The following is a 20,878-nucleotide window of genomic DNA, read 5'->3' on the forward strand; positions in this document are numbered from 1 at the left end:
TCACCCGACCTTGACGAGCTTCTCGACGCGTACGGCGGCCGCCTTGAACTCGGCGGTGCCCGCGATGGGACAGGTGGCCTCGATGGTCAGCGAGTTGACGTCGACCTCGTCCGGGAAGTGGAACGTCATGAACACCAGCCCCGGCCGCAGGGCGGGGTCGATGTACACGGGCGCGACCACCGAGGCCCGGCGCGAGGTGATGCGCACCTCCTCACCGGCCACGAGGCCGAGCCGCTCGGCGTCCTCCGGGCACATGTCGATCGTCTCCCCGCGCCGCAGCGGCGAGGCGAACCCCGAGGACTGCACACCCGTGTTGTACGAGTCGAGCCTGCGCCCGGTGGTGAGGCGGAGCGGGTACTCCTCGTCCAGCAGGTCGACCGGCGGCGAGTGGCGCAGCACCGCGAACGCGGCGGGCATGCCGCGCTTGACCGGGTCGGTCTCCCACAGCCGCGCGTGCAGGTACGGCGGCTCCAGCGTGTCCTCGGAGAAGCACGGCCACTGGATGCCCTGGTGCTCGTCCAGCCGCCGGTAGGTCATGCCGTGGTGCACGGGGGAGACCGAGCGCAGCTCGTCCCAGACCTGCTCGGCGCCGTCGTAACTCCAGTCGTGGCCCAGCCTGCGGGCCAGCTGGCAGAGGATCTCGATGTCGTCGCGGGCCTCGCCCGGTGGATCGAGCGCCTTGCGCACCCGTTGCACCCGCCGCTCGCTGTTGGTGAACGTGCCGTCGGCCTCGCACCACGCGGCGCTGGCGGGCAGCACCACGTGGGCCATCTGGGCGGTCTTGGTGAGGAAGATGTCCTGCACGACGAGGTGGTCGAGCATGGACAGGCGCTTGATGCAGGCCAGCGAGTCGGCCTCGGACTGCACCGGATTCTCACCGATGAGATAGCAGGTGGTGACGTGGCCCTCGGCCATCGCCTCCAGCATCTCGGTGAGGTTGTGGCCATACTTCGGCTGGATCGGCGCCCCCCACGCCCGCTCGAAGGAGGCCCGGATCTCCGGGTCCAGGATGTCCTGGAAGCCCGGCAGCCGGTTGGGGATGGCGCCCATGTCGCCGCCGCCCTGCACGTTGTTCTGGCCGCGCAGCGGCGACAGGCCGGAGCCGTAGCGGCCGACGTGGCCGGTCAGCAGGCTGAGGTTGATCAGCGCGCGGACGTTGTCGGTGGCGTTGTGGTGCTCGGTGATGCCGAGCGTCCAGCAGAGCTGGGCGCGGTCGGCGCGGGCGTAGGCGTGCGCCAGCTCCCTGATCGCGTCCGCGGGCACGCCGGTGACCTGCTCGGCCACGCCGAGCGTCCACGGCTCGACCGACGCGCGGAACTCCTCGAAGCCGGTCGTGGCGCGCTCGATGAACGCCTCGTTGTGCAGCCCGGCGTGGATGATCTCGCGGGCTATGGCGTGGGCGAGCGGGATGTCGGTGCCCACGTTCAGGCCCAGCCACAGGTCCGCCCACTGCGCGGTGCCGGTGCGCCGTGGATCCACGGCGAACATCCGGGCGCCGTTGTGTATGCCCTTCAAGACGTGCTGGAAGAAGATCGGATGCGCGTTCCGGGCCGCCGAGCCCCACATCACGATCACGTCGGTGTCCTCGACCTCCTGGTATGAGGAGGTGCCGCCGCCACTGCCGAACACCGCGGAGAGCCCCGCCACGCTGGGCGCGTGACAGGTGCGGTTGCAGGAGTCCACGTTGTTGGTGCCGATGACCACGCGGGTGAACTTCTGGCCCACGTAGTTCATCTCGTTCGTCGAACGGGCGCACGACAGCATGGCGAAGCTGTCGGGGCCGTGCTCGGCGACGTTGCGGCGGAAACCCTCGGCGGCGCGGTCGAGCGCCTCTTCCCAGGTCGCCCTGCGCAGCACGCCGTCCTCGCGCACCAGTGGATGGGTCAGGCGGTCATAGCTCATGATCCCTCCATTCTGTATACAGGCTACGGTATGTGTCCTCAGACCGCACGGACAAGGTTCTCGTTGAGCAGGTCGCTCACCGCGTGGATGGCGCGCAGCGTGGGCACGTCGGCCCCGGTGAGATCGGCCAGCTCGACCACCGCCGCGAGCAGCACGTCGAGCTCCAGCGGTTTGCCCTTCTCCAGGTCCTGGAGGGTGGAGGTCTTGTGCTCGCCGGCCTTCTCCGCTCCGCGCAGGCGGCGCTCGATCGAGATCCCGGGATCGCAGCCGACCCGCCTGGCCACGTCCACCGTCTCGGTCATCATCGATCTGACCAGCTCCCGCGCGCCGTCGTGGCGGCAGATCCCGGCCATCGTGGCCCGGGCCAGCGCGCTGATCGGGTTGAAGGCGATGTTGCCCATGAGCTTGATCCACACGTCCCTGCGCAGATCCGTCTCCACCGGGCACTTCAGCCCGCCCGCCACCATGGCCTCGCTGAACTCCGCGCAGCGCGCGGTCGGCTCGCCGCTCGGTTCCCCGATGGAGAAGCGGGTGCCCTCGTAGTGACGGATGACTCCGGGCCGCTCGATCTCGGTGGCCGCGTAGACGACACATCCGACAGCCCTGTGCAGGGGGAGCGCGGCGGTGACCGTGCCCCCCGGGTCGACGCTCTCGATGCGGTAGCCCTCGTAAGGGCCCTTGAGCCCGTGGAAGTACCACCACGGGATGCCGTTCTGCGCGGCGATGACGCTCGTGGCCTCGTGCAGCAGCGGCTTGATCATGGGGCCCGAGGCGGCGTAGTGGTTCGCCTTGAGGCCCAGGAAGACGTGGTCCACCGGGCCGACCTCGGACGGGTCGTCGGTGGCATGGGGGTGGGCGACGAAATCGCCCCGGGGGCTGAGCACCATCACACCGGACTTGCGTATGGCCTCGAGGTGCGGCCCTCTCGCGATGAGGTGGACCTCGACTCCCGCCCTGTGGAGGGCGGCCCCCACATACGCGCCGATGGCGCCGGCGCCAAGAACAGCGACCTTCATGCTCTCGCTCCGTTCTCGCGTCGGATTTGCATTCGGTATACAGTATGGAAAAATTCGGGTCAAGGAGCACGTCGATGACCGTTGTTCGACATGAGGCCGCCGTGCGCGCGCTCTCGTGGCCGGCCGCCCGCGACCTCGCGGCCCGCTCCGCCCGTCCGCTGCCCCCGGCTGACCTGCCCCTCTCCCGGGCGCTCGGCTGCCGCCTCGCTGGGCCGCTGCGTGCCCTGGTGGCGGTGCCCGGCTCGGACGTGTCGGCGATGGACGGGTACGCGGTGGCGGGGGCGCCGCCCTGGCGCGTGGTGGGCCGGGTCCTCGCGGGAGGTCTCCCGTACGGGGACGCGCTGTGGCCTGGTGAGGCGGTGGAGATCGCCACGGGCGCCCCGGTGCCGCCGGGGTCCGAGTCGGTGCTCCCGTACGAGCGGGCGTCGGGCGGCTCGTGGGTGGACGGGCGGATCGAGGCCGGGCGGCACATCCGGCGGCGGGGCGAGGACATCGCCGAGGGCGCCGTCGTGCTCGGGGCCGGGGCCGTCGTGACGCCTGTCGTCGCCGGGCTCGCCGCCGCGCTGGGTCACGACATCCTCACCGTACGGCCAGTGCCGTCCGTCGCGGTGCTGGTGACCGGCGACGAGGTGGTCGACCACGGCCTCCCAGGACCGGGCCGGGTCCGCGACGCCATCGGCCCGTTCCTCCCGGGACTGATCGACTGGGCCGGAGGACGCCTCACCTCCCACAGCCGCCTCCCCGACGGCGCCGCCCCCCTCCACACAGCCCTGTCAGCCTTTGCCCCGCCACCCCACCCCAGACAGAACCCCCAAGAACACCTCAGCTCCCGCCCCGGCGAGAACCCCCCACCCCGAGAAGGATCTTCTCCCGAACCCCGAGGCGAGGAGCCTTCGCGAGAGGGGTTCTCTCCCGGAAAGAACCCCCAGCTCCGAGAAGACCTCCGGTTCCGTTCCGGCGAGAAGTCCCCGCCCCCGGAGGGCTTCCCTCCCCGGGAGGGACTTCCGCCCCGCGAAGACTTGCGGCTTTTTCCCGATGAGGGCCGTCCGCCCCGAGAGGACCTTCGGGTCCGTTCCGGTGAGGAGTCCCCGCCGCGGGAGGGACTTCCGTCCTGCGAAGACCTGCGGGTTCTTGCTGATGAGGGTCGTGAAGCCCGAGAGGACCTCCTGGCCCGTTCCGGGGAGGGAGGTGGGGTGGAGGTGGTGGTGGTTTGTGGGGCGTCGTCGCGGGGGCCGGCTGATCATTTGCGGGGGGTGCTGGGGGAGTTGGGGGCGGAGGTGCTCGTGGACGGGGTGGCGGTGCGGCCGGGGCATCCGCAGCTGCTCGCCCGCCTGCCCGGGGGGACGCTCGTGGTGGGCCTGCCGGGGAACCCGTTCGCGGCGCTGGCCGCCGCCATGACGCTGCTCGTTCCCGTACTGCGGGGGATGCGGGGGGCAGGGGTGCGGCGGGAGAGCAGCGCGCTGGCGGGGGCGGTGCGGGCGCACGAGCGGGACACCCGGCTGGTTCCGGTGCTCAGGTCGGGCCGGGGCGCGATTCCCGTGGGGCACGACAGGCCGGGGTCGTTGTGGGGAGCGGCGCTGGCCGAGGCCCTGGCGGTGGTGCCGCCGGGGTGGTCGGGGGAGCAGGTCGAGCTGATCGAGTTGCCCACTGGGGGCTAGACAGCTCGGTGAGGAGAGGGTAACCATTGCCTTCATACGGTATGCAGTATGCGATAGACAGTCGCCGGAAAGGGTGCACGATGTCGGAAACGATCTCTGGCGGTCATCTGGTAGCCAAAGCGCTCAAGGCCGAGGGCGTGGAAGTGATCTACACGCTCTGCGGCGGCCACATCATCGACATCTACGACGGTTGTGTCGATGAGGGCATCGAGGTCATCGACGTACGACACGAGCAGGTGGCCGCGCACGCCGCCGACGGTTACGCCCGCATCACCGGCAAGCCCGGTTGCGCGGTCGTCACCGCGGGGCCGGGCACGACCGACGCGGTGACCGGCGTGGCCAACGCCTTCAGGGCCGAGAGCCCGATGCTGCTGATCGGCGGCCAGGGCGCGCTGAGCCAGCACAAGATGGGCTCGCTGCAGGACCTGCCCCACGTCGACATGATGGCCCCGATCACCAAGTTCGCGGCCACGGTGCCGACCACGGAACGGGTGGCCGACCTGGTGTCGATGGCCTTCCGCGAGTGCTATCACGGCGCGCCGGGGCCGTCGTTCCTGGAGATCCCGCGTGACGTGCTGGACGCCAAGGTGCCGCTCGACAAGGCCAGGATCCCGAAGAACTACCGGGCCTCCACCCGCCAGGCCGGCGACCCGGAGTCGATCGAGCGCCTGGCCGACATGCTGGCGCACGCGGAGAAGCCGGCGATCCTGCTCGGCAGCCAGGTGCAGACCTGCCGGGCCACCGACGCGGCGATCGACTTCGTGCGCGGCCTCGACGTCCCGGCCTACATGAACGGCTCGGCGCGCGGCACGCTGCCGCCGGGCGACCCGATGCACTTCCAGCTCAGCCGCCGCTACGCCTTCACCGAGGCCGACCTGATCATCATCGTCGGCACCCCGTTCGACTTCCGCATGGGCTACGGCAAGCGCTTGTCGCCCACCGCCAAGGTCGTCCAGATCGACCTCGACTACCGCACCGTCGGCAAGAACCGCGACATCGACCTCGGTATCGTCGGCGACCCCGGCCTCATCCTGTCGGCCGCGGCGCAGGCGGCCGGCGGGCGGGTGGAGAACGGCGCCGCCCGCCGCAAGGAGTGGATCGAGGAGCTGCGCGCGGTCGAGACCCAGGCGTACGAGAAGCGGCTGCCCCGCCAGCTCTCCGACGCCCAGCCCATCGACCCGTACCGGCTGGTCCACGAGATCAACGAGTTCCTCACCGAGGACACCATCTACATCGGCGACGGCGGCGACATCGTCACCTTCTCCGGCCAGGTCGTGCAGCCCAAGTCGCCCGGCCACTGGATGGACCCGGGCCCGCTCGGGACGCTCGGCGTCGGCATGGCGTTCGCGATGGCCGCCAAGAAGGCCCGCCCGGACAAGGAGGTGCTCTGCCTCTTCGGCGACGGCGCCTTCAGCCTCACCGGCTGGGACTTCGAGACCATGGTCCGCTTCGACCTGCCGTTCATCGGCGTGATCGGCAACAACTCGTCCATGAACCAGATCAGGTACGGCCAGGCCGCCAAGTACGGCGAGGACCGCGCCCGCGTCGGCAACACGCTGGGCGACGTCCGCTACGGCGAGTTCGCCAAGCTGCTCGGCGGCCACGGCGAGGAGGTCCGCGACCCGGCCGACATCCGCCCCGCGCTGGAGCGGGCCCGGGAGTCCGGCAAGCCGTCGCTCATCAACGTCTGGGTCGATCCCGACGTGTACGCCCCGGGAACCATGAACCAGACCATGTACAAGTAGGCAGGTCCGAACATGAAGGCACTCGAAGGTGTCCGCGTCCTCGACATGACCCATGTCCAGTCGGGCCCGTCCGCCACCCAGCTGCTCGCCTGGCTGGGCGCCGACGTGGTCAAGCTGGAGTCCATCACCGGCGACATCACCCGGCAGCAGCTGCGTGACCTGCCCGGCGTCGACAGCCTCTACTTCACGATGCTGAACTGCAACAAGCGCAGCATCACGCTCAACATGAAGTCCGAGCGCGGCAAGGAGATCTTCACCGAGCTGGTGAAGCAGTCCGACGTCCTGGTGGAGAACTTCGGCCCCGGCGCCGTCGACCGGATGGGCTTCACCTGGGAGCGGCTCCAGGAGCTCAACCCGCGCCTGATCTACGCCTCCATCAAGGGCTTCGGCCCCGGCCGCTACCGCGCGTTCAAGGCGTACGAGGTGATCGCCCAGGCGATGGGCGGCTCGATGACCACCACCGGCTTCGAGGACGGCCCGCCGCTGGCCACCGGCGCGCAGATCGGCGACTCCGGCACCGGCATCCACGCCGTCGCCGGCATCCTGGCCGCGCTCTACCAGCGCCAGACCACGGACCGGGGCCAGCGGGTGCAGGTGGCCATGCAGCACGCGGTGCTGAACCTCGCCCGGGTCAAGCTCCGCGACCAGCAGCGGCTGGCGCACGGCCCGCTGCGCGAGTACCCGAACAAGACCTTCGGCGACGAGGTGCCCCGCTCCGGCAACGCCAGCGGCGGCGGCCAGCCCGGCTGGGCGGTGCGCTGCGCGCCCGGCGGGCCGAACGACTACATCTACGTGATCGTCCAGCCGGTCGGCTGGAAGCCCATCTCGGAGATCATCGGCCGCGCCGAGCTGGCCGACGACCCCGAGTGGGCCACGCCCGAGGCGCGGCTGCCCAAGCTGGACAAGATGTTCCAGCTCATCGAGGAGTGGACGATCAGGCACGACAAGTGGACGGTCCTCGACAAGCTGAACGCGGCCAACGTGCCGTGCGGGCCGATCCTGTCCACCAAGGAGCTGATCGAGGACGAGTCGCTGCGCGAGGAGGGCATGGTCGTCGCGGTCGACCACCCGGAGCGGGGCGAGTTCCTCACCGTCGGCAGCCCGCTGCAGCTGTCCGACTCCCCGGTGGAGGTCAGGACGTCGCCCCTGCTCGGCGAGCACAACCAGGAGATCTACGGCGAGCTGGGCGTGAGCGCCGACGAGCTGGCCGAGCTCAAGACGAACGGAGTCATCTAGTGGAGCAAGGGGCGCGCGGCGCGGTCAGGGACGTGCTGGACAAGGCGCTGGCCGAGGGCCGCACGGCACTGACCGCCCCCGAGGGGCGCGGCATCTGCCAGGCGTACGGGATCGCCACCCCCGGGGAGGGCCTGGCCACCTCGGCGGGGCAGGCCGCCGAACTGGCGGCCGCGATCGGCTTCCCGGTCGTCCTGAAGATCGTCTCACCGGACATCCTGCACAAGACCGACGCAGGCGGCGTGCTGGTCGGGGTGAGGACGGCCGAGGAGGTACGGGAGGGCTTCGACGAGATCCTGGCCAACGCGCGGGCGTACGACCCCGACGCCCGCATCGACGGCGTCCAGGTGCAGCAGCTCGTCGGCGGCGGCCACGAGGTCATCGTGGGTGCGGTCACCGACCCCACCTTCGGCAAGGTCGTCGCGTTCGGTCTCGGCGGTGTCCTGGTCGAGGTGCTCAAGGACGTCACCTTCCGGCTTGCCCCGGTTTCGGGTGATGAGGCGCTGGGGATGCTGGACGACATCAAAGCGGCTGAGGTGCTGCGTGGGGCACGCGGCGCGGAGCCGGCCGACCGCAAGGCGCTGGCGGAACTGATCGAACGCGTGAGCAGGCTCGTCACGGACTTCCCCGAGATCGCCGAGGTGGACCTCAACCCGGTCTTCGCCGACGCGCGCGGGGCGGTCGCCGCGGACGTGCGCATCATCATCGGCGAGCCGGCCAGGGAGCCCGACCGGCTGCCGAGGGAGGAGATCCTGCGGCAGATGACGCGGATCTTCAAGCCGCGCTCGGTGGCCGTGATCGGCGCCTCCGCCGAGGACGGCAAGATCGGCAACTCGGTCATGCGCAACCTCATCAACGGCGGCTACCAGGGCAGGATCTTCCCGATCAACCCCAAGGCCCCCGAGATCATGGGGCTGCCCGCGTACCAGAGCATCTCCGACGTGCCGCACGACGTGGACGTGGCCGTGTTCGCCATCCCCGCCAAGTTCGTCCCGGCCGCGCTGGAGGACGCCGGGCGCAAGGGAGTGGCCGGCGCGATCATGATCCCGTCGGGGTTCGCCGAGACCGGCAACGTCGAGGGCCAGCAGGAGATCGTGGAGATCGCCAGGCGGCACGGCGTGCGGATGCTCGGCCCCAACATCTACGGCTACTACTACACGCCGGAGAACCTCTGCGCGACGTTCTGCACCCCGTACGACGTCAAGGGCAGCGTGGCGCTGACCTCGCAGAGCGGCGGCATCGGCATGGCCATCCTGGGCTTCAGCCGGACCACCAAGATGGGCGTGTCGGCGATCGTCGGCGTCGGCAACAAGGCCGACGTGGACGAGGACGACCTGCTGACGTTCTTCGAGCAGGACGACAACACCAAGGCCGTCGCCATGCACCTGGAGGACCTCAAGGACGGCCGCGGCTTCGTCGACGCGGCCCGCCGGGTCGTCAAGGAGAAGCCGGTCATCGTGCTCAAGGCGGGGCGCACCGCCATGGGCGCGCGGGCCGCCGGCTCCCACACGGGGGCGCTGGCGGGCGACGACAAGGTGTACGACGACATCCTGCGGCAGGCCGGAGTGGTGCGCGCGCCCGGGCTCAACGACATGCTCGAGTACGCGCGGGCGCTGCCGATCCTGCCCGCGCCCAAGGGCGAGAACGTCGTCATCATCACCGGGGCGGGCGGTTCCGGGGTCCTCCTCTCGGACGCCTGCGTGGACGCCGGGCTGACGCTGATGGACATCCCGCCGGACCTGGACGAGGCGTTCCGCGCCTTCATCCCGCCGTTCGGGGCGGCCGGCAACCCGGTCGACATCACCGGCGGCGAGCCGCCGTCGACCTACCAGAACACGGTCCGGCTCGGTCTGGCCGACGACCGGATCCACGCGCTCGTGCTGGGTTACTGGCACACCATCGTGACCCCGCCGATGGTCTTCGCGGAGCTGATCGCCCGCGTCGTGGCGGAGGAGCGGGAGAAGGGCAACGTCAAGCCCGTCGTGGCTTCGCTTGCCGGAGACACCGAGGTCGAGGAGGCGTCGGAGTACCTGTTCGAGCACGGCGTGGTCGCGTACCCCTACACGACCGAGAAGCCGGTGGCGGTGCTGGGCGCCAAGTACCGCTGGGCAAGAGCGGCCGGGCTGCTGAGCTAAGAGCCGAGCTCATCACCTGGCGAGGGGGCGATCGGGGCAGCGCAGGAGAACAACCAACCCCCCAGGAGGTCCGTAGGTGGACACATCCAACACCCCGGCGACGTCTGCGCCGCCGGATGAGGACAAACGAGTATGGAAAGCGGGCCGGCTTGAGCCGATGCCCATCAGGAAACTCCCCGATGCGCCTCCCTCGGTGCACATCCTGGGGCCCACCGTCTTCCTCGTCGCCCTGGGCGTGGGGATGGGCGAGTCCTACATGTGGCCCAGGCTCGTGCTGCTGTTCGGGCCGGAGATCAGGTGGCTGTTCCTGATCGGCGTCACCCTGCAGGCCGTGGTGATGCTGGAGATGGCGCGGTACGCCATGGCCACGGGAGAGAGCATCTTCTCCGGCGCGGCCCGGGTGTTCAAGCCCATCATGTGGTTCTTCTTCATCGTCGCCGTCCTCGTCTACATCTGGCCGGGCCACCTGTCGGCCGGCGCGGCGGCGTTCGAGCAGATAACCGGGATCCCGTGGATGGTCACGGCCATAGCCGGGCTCATCCTGGTCGGGGTGATCTTCAGCCTGGCCAAGGTGATCTACAACGTCCTGGAGAACGTGCTGTCCTTGCTCATCGGCACGCTCGTGATCGGCACCTCCGTGGTCGCCGCGATGGTGGGCTCGTGGAACGACGTGGTCACCACCATCACCGGCATGTTCGCCTTCGGCTATCTTCCGGAGGAGGCCATGACAGCGGCGTGGTTCCCGGTCATCGTGGGCGCCTGCGCCTTCGCCGGACCGTCGGGCATGCAGCAGATGTGGTACACGCTGCACCTGCGCGACTCCGGCGCCGGCATGGGCGCGCACATCCCGAAGGTCCGCGGGCTGCGGCACGCGGGCGAGGAAGAGGCCATGCCCTCGCGGGGCTTCATGTTCGACACCGAGGACCCCGCGGAGATGGCCAAGTGGAAGGGCTGGCGGCGCTGGGTCACGTTCGACGCGCTGGCGCTCTTCTGGGGCATCACCATGCTGGTCACGATCTCCTTCACGGTGATCGCCCAGTCGGCGGCGCGGCTGAACCCCGAGGTGCAGACCGCGCTGCGGGGCGACGACCGGGACGTGGCGCTGAGCGCCATGTCCGAGGCCGTCTCCTCGGCGGGCAGCTCGGTGCTCGGCGGCGTCTTCCTCGGGTTCATCGCGCTGATCGGGCTCAACGCCACGCTGGGGCTCTTCGACTCGTTCTCGCGCGGCCAGGCCGACATGACCTACAACTTCGTGCCCGGCGCGAAGAAGCTGCGCATGTCGCACCTGTACGCGGGTTTCCTGTGGGGCGTGATCATCTTCGGCATCCTGATCCTGCTCTTCGGCCCGGCCGACGGGCCTGAGGGGATCCTGGACACGCTGGCGTTCCTGTCGACGTTCGCGATGGGCGCGTACTGCGTGACGCTGCTGCTGGTCAACAACCGCATGCTGCCCAAACCGATCAGGCCGAAGTGGTGGACCAACGTGATCATCGGCCTCGGCGCGGTGTTCTATCTGGGCATGCTGTTCTACAGCCTGTTCGCCTTCGGGGTGGTCGTGGGTTGATGATCGATCGGGACGACCTCGAACTCGCCCTGCCCGGGGCGACGATCGGAGCCGTCGCCGGTGCGCTGGCCGGCGGGCTGACCCTCCTCGCGGAGGTCCCCGCCGGCCTGGCCGCCCAGTCCGCGCTCGCACTGTCCGCGCCGCTCGCCTTCTTCGGCGGGCTGTACGGGGTGCTGCTCGGACGCGGCGTGTTCCGGCCCGGCACGTTCGGCCCCACCGGGCTCTACTGGATGGCCGCTTTCCCGCTGTCCCGGCTGCTCCAGGAGAGCGTCGCCGGGGCCGGGGCGAACGACGGCGTGCTCACCTTCCTGCTGTTCCAGGCGATGGTGAGTCTCGGCTTCGCGATCGGCTTCGTCTTCCTGCACGAACGGGTCATGCCGCCCTGGCTGATGCGCCGCCGCGCGGGCAACCCCCGCGCCGAGGCGCTGTTCGGCCTGTACGTCCGCCATGCCCAGGTCATGCAGACCAGGAAGGGAGCTCGTCGATGAACCTGCCCGCCTGGGTCTGGCTCGCCACGATCGGCGGTTTCGCGATCGTGCTCGCGCTGGACTTCTACCTCGTCGCCCGCAACCCCCGCGAGCCCTCCTTCCGGGAGTGCGTGGCCTGGGTGTCGTTCTACGTCGCCCTGGCCATCGCCTTCGGATGCGGGCTGCTCTTCGTCTCGGGGGCGCAGCACGGCGGCGAGTTCTTCGCGGGATGGATCACCGAATACTCGCTCAGCGTCGACAACCTGTTCGTCTTCATTCTGATCATGAGCAGGTTCAGGGTGCCCCGGCAGTACCGGCAGAAGGTGCTGCTCATCGGGATCGTCCTGGCCCTGTTGATGCGCGGCGCCTTCATCGCCGCCGGCGCCGAGGCCGTGGCCAGGTTCGACTGGCTGTTCTACGTCTTCGGCGCCTTCCTGGTCTACACCGCCTGGAAACTGATCGGGCACGAGGAGGACGAGGCCGAGTTCAGCGAGAACGCCGCCCTGCGCGCGGTGCGCCGGGTGCTCCCGACCACGGACACCTACTACGGCGCCCGGCTCACCGTGCACCTGGGTCGCAGGATGGTGACGCCGATGCTGATCGTCATGGTCGCCATCGGCACCACCGACCTGCTGTTCGCGCTCGACTCGATCCCGGCCATCTTCGGGCTCACCAAGGAGCCCTACCTCGTGTTCACCGCCAACGCCTTCGCCCTCATGGGGCTGCGGCAGCTGTTCTTCCTGATCGGCGGCCTGCTCGACCGGCTGGTCTACCTGAGCAAGGGACTGTCGGTGGTGCTGGCCTTCATCGGAGTCAAACTCATCTTGGAGGCGATGCACCACGACGGCGTGTCGTGGGCGCCGGAGATCCCGATCCTGGTCTCTCTGGGCGTCATCCTCGGGACTCTCGCCGTGACCACGGTGCTGAGCCTGATGAAGTCGGCCCGCGACGCGAAGGCGGCAGGGGAGCCGCTGGAGGAGGACTCGGCGTCGTCCGATCCGGTGCGTTCGGACTCGGAGCGCTGAGGCGCGCCGCGCGCGGGGGGCGCCACCCCTGTGCGCGGCACCTCAGCCGTCAGCGCACGCTCTTGTGCACGTGGCGCTGCTCGGCCCACCGGGTCAGGAACCGCTCCGCGTCGTCGGCGGAACGCTGCTTCCTGAGCGCGGTGGCCAGGCCGATCCCGATCGGCCGGCCGTCGGCGGGCTGACCGAGGGGATCTCCAAGGAGGAAGCGGGCAAGCTTCTTCATCTCTGTTCACCTCCTTTCGTCGCCTGGTTTCAGACAAAAATCGTCCCAAACCTCTGCTCGAAGTGCCGGGGGCGACTTCCGCGTCCCCATCCTCTGCCCGAGGTGTTACGGGATAGGCGTCCGGGTGTGAACGCCGGGTCAACCGGTGGCCGGCGTCCGCGGGCGGCGGCGCCGGACCGGCTTGGGGGCGGGCTCCACCGGCTCGCTCTCGCGCTGCTCCATGTAGGAGGCGCGGGTGTGCTCGGTGTGCTCGCGCATGATGTGGGCGGCCCTTTCCTGGTCGCCGCGCTCGATGGCGTCGATCAGGGCGGTGTGCTCCTCCCAGGAGGCCATGCCGCGCTGCCGGGCCACGGGCGTGTGGTACCACCGCACGCGGCGGGCGACCTGGCTGGCCAGCTCGGACAGCACCTTGTTGCCGGACAGCTCGGTGACCAGGGCGTGCAGCTCGGAGTTGGTGGCCACCGCGCCGTCCACGTCGTCGGACTGGACGGCCTCGATGCCGCGCCGGCACAGGGCGCGCAGCCGGGCCACCCCGTCCTCGCCGGCGTGCCGCGCGGCGAGCCTGGCGGACTCGGTCTCCAGCAGCGCGCGGACCGCGAGCAGCTGGTCGGCCTCCTCCATCGTCGGGATGTGCACGAACGCACCCTGGCCGGGGTGCAGGTCGACCCAGCCCTCGCCGCTGAGCTGCTGCAGCGCCTCGCGGACGGGCTGCCGCGACACGCCGAGCAGCTCGGCCAGCTCGCTCTCGACCAGGTGCTGGCCGGGCTTGAGCTGGCCGGAGACGATGAGCTCCTGGATGGCCTCGATCACGCTCTCCCGGAGCGTGGCGGGGCGGGGGATCTTGGGGGCCGCCGCCCGACCGGCCTGATCCGACAGCAACATGATTCTGACTCCAGGGGCTGACGAAATGGTTTTGGTCGACTGCCTACAGCATACCGCCCCGTACCTTCGGCTGATCGTGAGTCTCATCACAGAGACCGAGGTCACAGGGGCATCATGACGGGGAGTGCCGTCACAGGGGGGGATCGTGACGGGCAGGCCCGTCACAAAGGGATCGTGACGGGCCGGCCCGTCACAAAGGGATCGTGGCGGGCAGGCCGGGGGTGCGCAACCGCGTCGACGCCAGCGCGGGCAGCGCGGCGAGCCCCGCGGCGAGCAGGAGCGCCGTCGCGGGCGCGGTGAGCGCGTACGCGGCCATGGCCACACCGAGCACTCCTGCCACGGCCTTGGCGCTGTAAACGACCGCGTGGATCTCGCAGGTCTGCCGTTCGCCGAAGAACTCCCTGACCAGGCTCGCGACCAGCGGGTAGAACGCCCCGCCGCCCAGTCCGGCGGCGATCGCGCCGAGCCAGAGCAGCGGACTCCCGGCCGCGACCCCCAGCACGGCCCCGGCGTCCAGCGCGGCCCCGGTCCCCGGCGCGGTCCCCGCGTCCAGCGCGGCCGCGTTCGCGGCTTCCGGGGGCAGGCCCGCCACGCCGCCGTCCGGCCTGGCGGTGGGGTTCATGGCGCCTGCCAGGAGGACCTGGCCCAGCGCGAGGAGTCCGAGCACCGAGGCCAGCACCAGGCGGCGGCCGAAGAACTCCGACAGCCGCATCGCGACCGCCCGCCCGCCGCCGTTGAGCGCCACCATGAGGGCCAGCGCCCCCCACGCTCCGGTGCTCGCCACGACCACCACGTCGAACACCGACACCGCGCCCGCGCAGGCCAGGATCACCGCCAGGGCCGGCAGCGCCCGGGTGCGCAGCGCCTGGGAAAGCCCGAACTGCCGCACCGCGCCGGGCGTCCTGCGCAGCCGCGCCGCCTCCAGCGCGTGTGCGCGCGGCTCCACCGTCTCCGGCCACCAGCCCTCGGGGGCCAGCCGCAGGGACCTGGCCGCCGTCCCGATCGCCGCCGCGGCCAGCAGCGCCGCCACCGCGAACACGGCCGGCGTCATGGCGGGCGCGAGCCCGGCCCACACCAGGAGCGGCGCGGACCCGTACCCGAAGGCGCCCGTCACCATGCTCACCCGGGCGGCGGGACGGTTGGGATACCAGGAGGAGACCACCTCGCCGCAGACCCCGTACACGGCTCCGGCGCCGAGTCCGCCGAGCACGGCGTACCCGAGCAGGGCGAGAGGGAACGCCGCCGTTCCGGTTCCGGCGCCTACGACGGCGGCCGTCAGCAAGCCGAGCGTCGTGAGGGCGGCGCCGGCGGCCAGCGCGGCGCGGACCGGCAGGCGGCCGCGGCGGACCAGCCGCAGGGCGGGCAGCGCGCCCACGGCCTGGAAGACGATGCAGGCGGCCAGCAGGATCAGCCCGTTCGCGTCCGTGGCCAGCAGGGCCGCGAAGCCGTACTGCAGGGGACCGATCGCGGCCATGGCGGCCAGCGCGAGACGGAACATCCGGGTGCGGTCGGCGGGCACCGGTCCCACGAGGTAGGAGCGCCCGCGCCAGTCTCTGACAGTTGTTGCATTCTCCATACCGTATGGAATATCCGGTACACCGACCGCTGTCGAGGGTCTGGACGAGGGATATTCCATACGGTATACCGTCTACAAAGGAGGCTCGAATGGACCTGTACGAGTATCAGGCGAAGGAGCTCTTCGGGCGCCACGGGATACCGATCCCCGCGGGCAGGGTCGCGGCCACCCCCCAGGAGGCCCGCGCGATCGCCGCCGAGCTGGGCGCGCCCGTCGTCATCAAGGCCCAGGTGAAGACCGGCGGACGCGGCAAGGCGGGCGGCATCAGGACCGCCCCGGGCCCGGCCGCCGCCGAGGACGAGGCCGGCCACGTGATCGGCATGGACATCAAGGGGCACACCGCGCACCGCGTGCTCGTCGAGACCGCCACCGTGCCCTTCGAGGAGTACTACGCGGCCTTCCTCGTGGACCGGGCCGAGGGCGGGTTCCTCGCCATGGTGTCCGCCCAGGGCGGCATGGAGATCGAGGAGCTGGCGGCCACCGACCCCGACGCCATCGTGCGCGTCCAGATCGACCCTGAGACCGGTGTGGACGCGGAGACGGCCCGGCAGCTCGCGGCCAAGGCGGGGCTGCCGGAGGCCGCCGCGCAGGTGCTGGAGCGGCTGTGGCGGGTGATGGTGGCCGAGGACGCCGTCCTGGTCGAGGTGAACCCGCTGATCTGCACGACCGACCAGCGGATCGTGGCCCTCGACGGCAAGGTGACGCTCGACGGCAACGCCGCCTACCGCCACTCCTGGGAGTACGCGGAGCCCGCGGACAGCCTGGAGGACAGGGCCAGGGCCAAAGGGCTCAACTACGTCAAGCTCGACGGGCGGGTCGGCGTCATCGGCAACGGCGCCGGCCTGGTGATGAGCACGCTGGACGTGGTGGCGGGCGCGGGCGCGGCCCCGGCCAACTTCCTCGACATCGGCGGCGGCGCCTCGGCCCAGGTGATGGCCGACGGGTTGGAGATCATCCTGGCCGATCCGGACGTGCGCTCGGTGCTGGTGAACGTCTTCGGCGGCATCACCGCCTGCGACGCGGTGGCCAACGGCATCGTGACGGCTCTGGAACTGCTCGGCGAGCGCGGCCTCGGCCGGCCGATCGTCGTACGGCTGGACGGCAACAACGCGGAGGCCGGGCGGCGCATCCTGAGCGAGGCCAGGCACCCGGCGGTCCGGCAGGTCCCCACCATGGACGGCGCCGCCGAGACGGCGGCCAGACTCGCGGCAGGTGCGTGATGGCGATCTTCCTGACCAAGGACAGCCGGGTGCTCGTGCAGGGCATGACCGGCGCGGAGGGCACCCGGCACACGGCCCGCATGCTGGCCGCCGGCACCGACGTGGTGGCCGGGGTGACGCCCGGCAAGGGCGGCCGCACGGTCGACTTCGGCGAGCGCACGGTGCCGGTGTTCGGCTCGGTGGCCGAGGCCGCGGCGGAGACCGGCGCGGAGGTGTCGGTGGTGTTCGTGCCGCCGCGCTTCACCTTCGGCGCCGTCGAGGAGGCCGTCGCCGCGCGGGTGCCGCTCTGCGTGGTCATCACCGAGGGCGTGCCGGTGCACGACACGGTACGGTTCCGCGCCCTGGCGGCCCGCGCCGGCACCCGGATCATCGGCCCGAACTGCCCCGGCCTGATCAGCCCCGGCCAGTCGTCGGCCGGGATCATCCCCGCCGACATCACCTCCGCCGGGCGGATCGGCCTGGTCTCCAAGTCCGGCACGCTCACGTACCAGCTCATGTACGAGCTGCGCGACCTCGGCTTCTCCACCGCGGTCGGGATCGGCGGCGACCCGGTGGTGGGCACCACGCACATCGACTGCCTGGCGGCCTTCCAGGAGGACCCCGGCACCGACGCGATCGTGATGATCGGCGAGATCGGCGGCGACGCCGAGGAGCGGGCCGCCGCCTACATCGCCGGGCACGTCACCAAGCCGGTCGTGGCCTACGTCGCCGGGTTCACCGCGCCGGAAGGCAAGACCATGGGGCACGCGGGCGCGATCGTGTCCGGCTCGTCCGGCACCGCCCAGGCCAAGAAGGAGGCCCTGGAGGCGGTCGGCGTCCGGGTCGGCCGCACCCCGTCCGAGACGGCGCGGCTGCTGCGCTCGGCGCTCGGGAGGCTCTCGCCATGAGGTTCGACGTCAACCTGTCCATCCTGTTCACCGACCTGCCGCTGCTGGAGCGGCCCGCCGCCGCGGCCAAGGCCGGGTTCGACGCGGTGGAGCTGTGGTGGCCGTTCGGCACGGCCGAGCCGTCCCGCGCCGAGCTGGACGCGCTCCGCGCGGCCATCGAGGACGCCGGCGTGCGCCTGGTGGGGCTCAACTTCGACGCCGGGGACATGGCGGCGGGCGAGCGCGGCCTGCTCGCCCGGCCGGACGACTCCGCGCGGTTCCTGGCCAACGTCGGCGTCGCCGCCGGCTTCGCCGCCGAGCTGGGCTGCGGCACGCTCAACGCGCTGTACGGCAACGACCCGGGCACCGACCGGGCGCTGGCCCTGACGAACCTGCGGGCGGCGGCCGACGCGGCGGCGGACGCCGGCGCCACCGTGGTCGTCGAGGCGCTCAACTCCCGGGAGAACCCGCACTACCCGATCACCTCGTCGGCCGCCGCCTTCGACCTGATCGACGAGGTGGGCCGGGACAACGTGGCCTTCCTGGCCGACCTGTACCACCTGCACGTGATGGGAGAGGACGTGCTCGCGCTCATCGACGCGCACGCCGCCCGGTTCGGTCACGTGCAGATCGCCGACGACCCCGGCCGCGGGCAACCCGGCAGCGGGCGCATGCCGTACCCGGAGATCTTCGCCCGGCTGGCGGCGGCGGGCTACCGGGGGCACGTCGGGCTGGAGTACCGGCACGAAGGGCCGGGCGCGTTCGCTTGGAGGCGGCAGTGACCATAGCTTTCATCGGCCTCGGGATCATGGGCAGCCCGATGGCCGCCAACCTCGTCAAGGCCGGGTACGACGTCGTCGGCTACGACGTCAGCGCCGAACGGGTCGCCGAGCTGGAGGCCCGCGGCGGCAAGGGCGCGGCCGGGGTGGCCGAGGCGGTCGCCGACGCGGACGTGGTGATCACCATGCTGCCCGACTCGCCGCAGGTCGAGGAGGTCGCGCCGGTCGTCGTCGCGCACGGCGCGTCCGGCCTGATCTACCTGGACATGAGCACGATCAGGCCGGACACCTCCCGGTGGGTCGCCCGCGAGGCCGCCGCCAAGGGCGTCCGCGCCCTGGACGCGCCGGTGAGCGGCGGCGAGCGCGGCGCCGTCGACGGCACCCTGTCGATCATGGTGGGCGGCGACCCCGAGGACTTCGCGGCGGCCCGGCCGGTGCTCGGCGCGCTCGGCACCACGATCGTGCACGTCGGCCCGCCCGGCGCGGGCCAGACGGTCAAGGCCGCCAACCAGCTCGTGGTGGGCGGCATCTACGGCCTGGTGGCGGAGGCCATCGTGCTCCTGGAGGCGTCGGGGGTGGACCCGGTGGCCGGTCTGGACGTGCTCGCGGGCGGTCTGGCCGGCTCCCGGATCCTCGACATCAAGCGGCACACCATGATCAGACGGGAGTTCGCCCCGGGCTTCCGCATCGACCTGCACCACAAGGACATGGGCATCGCCGTGGCCGCCGCCCGCGAGGCCGGCGTCGCGCTGCCGCTCACCGCGCAGGTGGCCCAGCTCGTCGCGGCCGCCCGCGCCCAGGGCCACGGCTCGCTCGACCACTCCGCCCTGCTCAAGGTCGTCGAAAGGTTCAACGGATGAACGCCGTCCCGTGCATGGAGGCCGTGGTCAAGGTGCTGGAGTCGGAGGGCGTGGACACCGTCTTCGGCATCCCGGGCGCCGCCATCCTGCCGCTGTACGCGGCGCTCCAGCACAGCTCGATCCGGCACATCACGGTCCGCCACGAGGAGGGCGGCACGCACGCCGCCGACGGCTGGGCCCGCGTGACCGGGAACGTGGGCGTGTGCATCGGCACCTCCGGCCCCGCCGGCACCAACATGATCACCGGGCTCTACACGGCGATGGCCGACTCGATCCCGATGATCTGCGTCACCGGTCAGGCGGTCAGCTCGAAGCTGCACCAGGAGGCGTTCCAGGCGGTCGACATCGTGGAGATCGCCAAACCGGTCACCAAGTGGGCGGTGCAACTCAAGGAGCCCGCGCAGGCGCCGTGGCTGTTCCGCGAGGCGTTCCGGATCGCCCGCTCGGGCCGGCCGGGGCCGGTGCTCATCGACCTGCCGCTGGACGTGCAGCGCGGCACCTGCCGGTACGATCCCGCGGTCGACGCGCCGCTGCCCGTCGAGGAGCCCAGGCCGCTGCCCCAGGCGGTGCGCAGGGCGGTGGACCTGCTTGCCGCCGCCAAGCGGCCGCTGATCCTGGCCGGCGGCGGCGTGATCATCGCGGACGCGCACGAGGAGCTGCGCCGCCTGGCCGAGCACCTTCAGGTGCCGGTGCAGGTGACGCTCATGGGCAAGGGCGCCTTCCCGGAGGACCACCCGCTGTTCGCCGGGATGGCCGGCATCCAGACCCAGACCCGGTGGGGCAACGCCGCCTTCCTCGACAGCGACCTCGTGCTGGCCGTCGGCGCCAGGTTCGGCGACCGGCACACCGGCGACCTCGACGTCTACCGGGGGAACCGGCGGTTCATCCACGTCGACATCGAGCCCATGCAGCTCGGCCGGGTCTTCGAGCCCGACCTCGGGATCGTCGGGCACGCCCGGCCGGTGCTGGCCGGGCTGCTGGACGAGGCGCGCTCCCGGCACCCCGCCCCGCGCCGGCCGGGCAAGTGGGTGCGCCGGGTCGGCGAGCTGCGCGCCACCCTGGTCCGCAGGGACGACTTCGAGGACGTGCCGATCAAGCCGCCGAGGGTGTTCCGCGAGATCAACGAGCACTTCGGCAGGGACACCACGTTCGTCACCGCCATCGGGCTCTACCAGATCTGGTCCGGCCAGTTCCAGACGACCTACCTGCCGCGCCGCTACCTCGTGTGCGGGCAGGCCGGGCCGCTCGGGTGGGAGGTGCCGGCCGCGATCGGGGTGAAGACCGCGCACCCGGAGCGCGACGTCGTGGTGGTCGTCGGCGACTACTCCTTCCAGTTCCTCATGGAGGAGGTCGCGGTCGCCGCCCAGTACAACATCCCGTTCGTGATCGTCATGATCAACAACGAGTATCTGGGTCTCATCAGGCAGGCCGAGATCCCGTACGGCATGAACTTCGCGGTGGACCTGCACTACGGGGAGGGCGGCATCGACCATGTCAAGGCCATGGAGTCCTTCGGCTGCCCGGCGCGCCGGGTGGAACTGCCCGGCGACATCCGCGACGCGCTGGCATGGGCGTCCGGCGAGGCGGCCCGCCGGCGGCTTCCGGTGCTGGTGGAGGTGATGGTGGAGCGCGAGGCCAACGCCGCCATGGGTCCCTCGCTGGACGCCGTCAAGGAGTTCGAGCCGCTGCCCGAGCTCGTCGCCGTCGACTGGTCAGACTGAGAGGAA

At 71.2% G+C, this 20,878-nt stretch carries 17 protein-coding genes; 12 read left to right on the forward strand and 5 right to left on the reverse strand.

Annotated features, from left to right (window positions below):
* Entirely contained in the window at positions 1-1,902 is a 1,902-nt protein-coding gene (locus KME79_RS35740; protein ID WP_219549723.1) for a molybdopterin oxidoreductase family protein, read from the reverse strand.
* 38 nt (positions 1,903-1,940) lie between these two features.
* Positions 1,941-2,918, reverse strand: coding sequence for a 2-dehydropantoate 2-reductase (locus KME79_RS35745; RefSeq protein ID WP_148033370.1), 978 nt, complete (start codon positions 2,916-2,918; stop codon positions 1,941-1,943).
* Positions 2,919-2,992: 74 nt separating this feature from the next.
* On the opposite strand from KME79_RS35745, the gene KME79_RS45700 reads away from it, so the two are divergent.
* The 7 genes from KME79_RS45700 to KME79_RS35780 all read left to right on the forward strand — a co-directional run bounded on the left by KME79_RS45700 (position 2,993) and on the right by KME79_RS35780 (position 12,745).
* Positions 2,993-4,576 (forward strand): molybdopterin-binding protein, encoded by a 1,584-nt coding sequence (locus KME79_RS45700; protein WP_246640984.1) that lies wholly within the window; start codon positions 2,993-2,995, stop codon positions 4,574-4,576.
* A gap of 80 nt (positions 4,577-4,656) precedes the next feature.
* Positions 4,657-6,321, forward strand: a complete 1,665-nt coding sequence (locus tag KME79_RS35755; protein WP_219549724.1) for a thiamine pyrophosphate-binding protein — start codon at positions 4,657-4,659, stop codon at positions 6,319-6,321.
* Positions 6,322-6,333: 12 nt separating this feature from the next.
* Positions 6,334-7,557, forward strand: a complete 1,224-nt coding sequence (gene frc, locus KME79_RS35760) for a formyl-CoA transferase (RefSeq protein ID WP_148033368.1) — start codon at positions 6,334-6,336, stop codon at positions 7,555-7,557.
* Positions 7,557-9,689, forward strand: a complete 2,133-nt coding sequence (locus KME79_RS35765; protein ID WP_219549725.1) for an acetate--CoA ligase family protein — start codon at positions 7,557-7,559, stop codon at positions 9,687-9,689. The genes frc and KME79_RS35765 overlap by 1 nt, the downstream gene beginning before the upstream one ends.
* A gap of 157 nt (positions 9,690-9,846) precedes the next feature.
* Positions 9,847-11,253, forward strand: a complete 1,407-nt coding sequence (locus KME79_RS35770) for an Nramp family divalent metal transporter (protein WP_148033366.1) — start codon at positions 9,847-9,849, stop codon at positions 11,251-11,253.
* Positions 11,253-11,741 carry a hypothetical protein gene (locus KME79_RS35775; protein ID WP_148033365.1) on the forward strand — a complete coding sequence of 163 codons (489 nt, stop codon included), beginning with the start codon at positions 11,253-11,255 and terminating at the stop codon, positions 11,739-11,741. Before KME79_RS35770 ends, KME79_RS35775 begins: the two co-directional genes overlap by 1 nt.
* Positions 11,738-12,745: a TerC family protein gene (locus tag KME79_RS35780; RefSeq protein ID WP_148033364.1), complete on the forward strand. Its 1,008-nt coding sequence runs from the start codon at positions 11,738-11,740 to the stop codon at positions 12,743-12,745. The genes KME79_RS35775 and KME79_RS35780 overlap by 4 nt, the downstream gene beginning before the upstream one ends.
* 49 nt (positions 12,746-12,794) lie before the next feature.
* On the opposite strand, the gene KME79_RS35785 is transcribed toward KME79_RS35780, so the two are convergent.
* The 3 genes from KME79_RS35785 to KME79_RS35795 form a co-directional block, all read right to left on the reverse strand.
* Complete coding sequence (locus KME79_RS35785) at positions 12,795-12,968, reverse strand: hypothetical protein (RefSeq protein WP_219549728.1); 174 nt, start codon at positions 12,966-12,968, stop codon at positions 12,795-12,797.
* Positions 12,969-13,106: 138 nt separating this feature from the next.
* Positions 13,107-13,850 carry a GntR family transcriptional regulator gene (locus KME79_RS35790; protein ID WP_219549729.1) on the reverse strand — a complete coding sequence of 248 codons (744 nt, stop codon included), beginning with the start codon at positions 13,848-13,850 and terminating at the stop codon, positions 13,107-13,109.
* A 190-nt stretch (positions 13,851-14,040) separates the two neighbouring features.
* Positions 14,041-15,426, reverse strand: a complete 1,386-nt coding sequence (locus KME79_RS35795; protein ID WP_219549731.1) for an MFS transporter — start codon at positions 15,424-15,426, stop codon at positions 14,041-14,043.
* Positions 15,427-15,515: 89 nt separating this feature from the next.
* Here KME79_RS35795 and sucC point away from each other — a divergent pair, with 89 nt between their 5' ends.
* From sucC to gcl, 5 genes are read left to right on the forward strand one after another with little or no spacing between them, the layout of a single operon-like run.
* Complete coding sequence (gene sucC / locus KME79_RS35800; protein ID WP_148033361.1) at positions 15,516-16,646, forward strand: ADP-forming succinate--CoA ligase subunit beta; 1,131 nt, start codon at positions 15,516-15,518, stop codon at positions 16,644-16,646.
* Positions 16,646-17,533: a succinate--CoA ligase subunit alpha gene (gene sucD, locus KME79_RS35805; protein ID WP_219549733.1), complete on the forward strand. Its 888-nt coding sequence runs from the start codon at positions 16,646-16,648 to the stop codon at positions 17,531-17,533. The genes sucC and sucD overlap by 1 nt, the downstream gene beginning before the upstream one ends.
* Positions 17,530-18,294 carry a hydroxypyruvate isomerase family protein gene (locus KME79_RS35810; protein ID WP_148033359.1) on the forward strand — a complete coding sequence of 255 codons (765 nt, stop codon included), beginning with the start codon at positions 17,530-17,532 and terminating at the stop codon, positions 18,292-18,294. Before sucD ends, KME79_RS35810 begins: the two co-directional genes overlap by 4 nt.
* A complete protein-coding gene (locus tag KME79_RS35815) occupies positions 18,291-19,151 on the forward strand; it encodes a 2-hydroxy-3-oxopropionate reductase (protein WP_219549735.1) in 861 nt (286 codons plus the stop codon). The genes KME79_RS35810 and KME79_RS35815 overlap by 4 nt, the downstream gene beginning before the upstream one ends.
* Positions 19,148-20,872, forward strand: a complete 1,725-nt coding sequence (gcl, locus tag KME79_RS35820; protein ID WP_219549737.1) for a glyoxylate carboligase — start codon at positions 19,148-19,150, stop codon at positions 20,870-20,872. Before KME79_RS35815 ends, gcl begins: the two co-directional genes overlap by 4 nt.
* Positions 20,873-20,878: the final 6 nt, after the last annotated feature.

Source organism: Nonomuraea harbinensis (genome assembly GCF_019396385.1).
Lineage (GTDB): Bacteria > Actinomycetota > Actinomycetes > Streptosporangiales > Streptosporangiaceae > Nonomuraea > Nonomuraea ferruginea.

Coding starts and splice junctions, on each gene's coding strand:
- KME79_RS35740 (WP_219549723.1), bottom strand. CDS start 1,902: ATGAGCTATGACCGCCTGACCCATCCACTGGTGCGCGAGGACGGCGTG.
- KME79_RS35745 (WP_148033370.1), bottom strand. CDS start 2,918: ATGAAGGTCGCTGTTCTTGGCGCCGGCGCCATCGGCGCGTATGTGGGG.
- KME79_RS45700 (WP_246640984.1), top strand. CDS start 2,993: ATGACCGTTGTTCGACATGAGGCCGCCGTGCGCGCGCTCTCGTGGCCG.
- KME79_RS35755 (WP_219549724.1), top strand. CDS start 4,657: ATGTCGGAAACGATCTCTGGCGGTCATCTGGTAGCCAAAGCGCTCAAG.
- frc (WP_148033368.1), top strand. CDS start 6,334: ATGAAGGCACTCGAAGGTGTCCGCGTCCTCGACATGACCCATGTCCAG.
- KME79_RS35770 (WP_148033366.1), top strand. CDS start 9,847: ATGCCCATCAGGAAACTCCCCGATGCGCCTCCCTCGGTGCACATCCTG.
- KME79_RS35775 (WP_148033365.1), top strand. CDS start 11,253: ATGATCGATCGGGACGACCTCGAACTCGCCCTGCCCGGGGCGACGATC.
- KME79_RS35780 (WP_148033364.1), top strand. CDS start 11,738: ATGAACCTGCCCGCCTGGGTCTGGCTCGCCACGATCGGCGGTTTCGCG.
- KME79_RS35785 (WP_219549728.1), bottom strand. CDS start 12,968: ATGAAGAAGCTTGCCCGCTTCCTCCTTGGAGATCCCCTCGGTCAGCCC.
- KME79_RS35790 (WP_219549729.1), bottom strand. CDS start 13,850: ATGTTGCTGTCGGATCAGGCCGGTCGGGCGGCGGCCCCCAAGATCCCC.
- KME79_RS35795 (WP_219549731.1), bottom strand. CDS start 15,426: ATGGAGAATGCAACAACTGTCAGAGACTGGCGCGGGCGCTCCTACCTC.
- sucC (WP_148033361.1), top strand. CDS start 15,516: ATGGACCTGTACGAGTATCAGGCGAAGGAGCTCTTCGGGCGCCACGGG.
- sucD (WP_219549733.1), top strand. CDS start 16,646: ATGGCGATCTTCCTGACCAAGGACAGCCGGGTGCTCGTGCAGGGCATG.
- KME79_RS35810 (WP_148033359.1), top strand. CDS start 17,530: ATGAGGTTCGACGTCAACCTGTCCATCCTGTTCACCGACCTGCCGCTG.
- gcl (WP_219549737.1), top strand. CDS start 19,148: ATGAACGCCGTCCCGTGCATGGAGGCCGTGGTCAAGGTGCTGGAGTCG.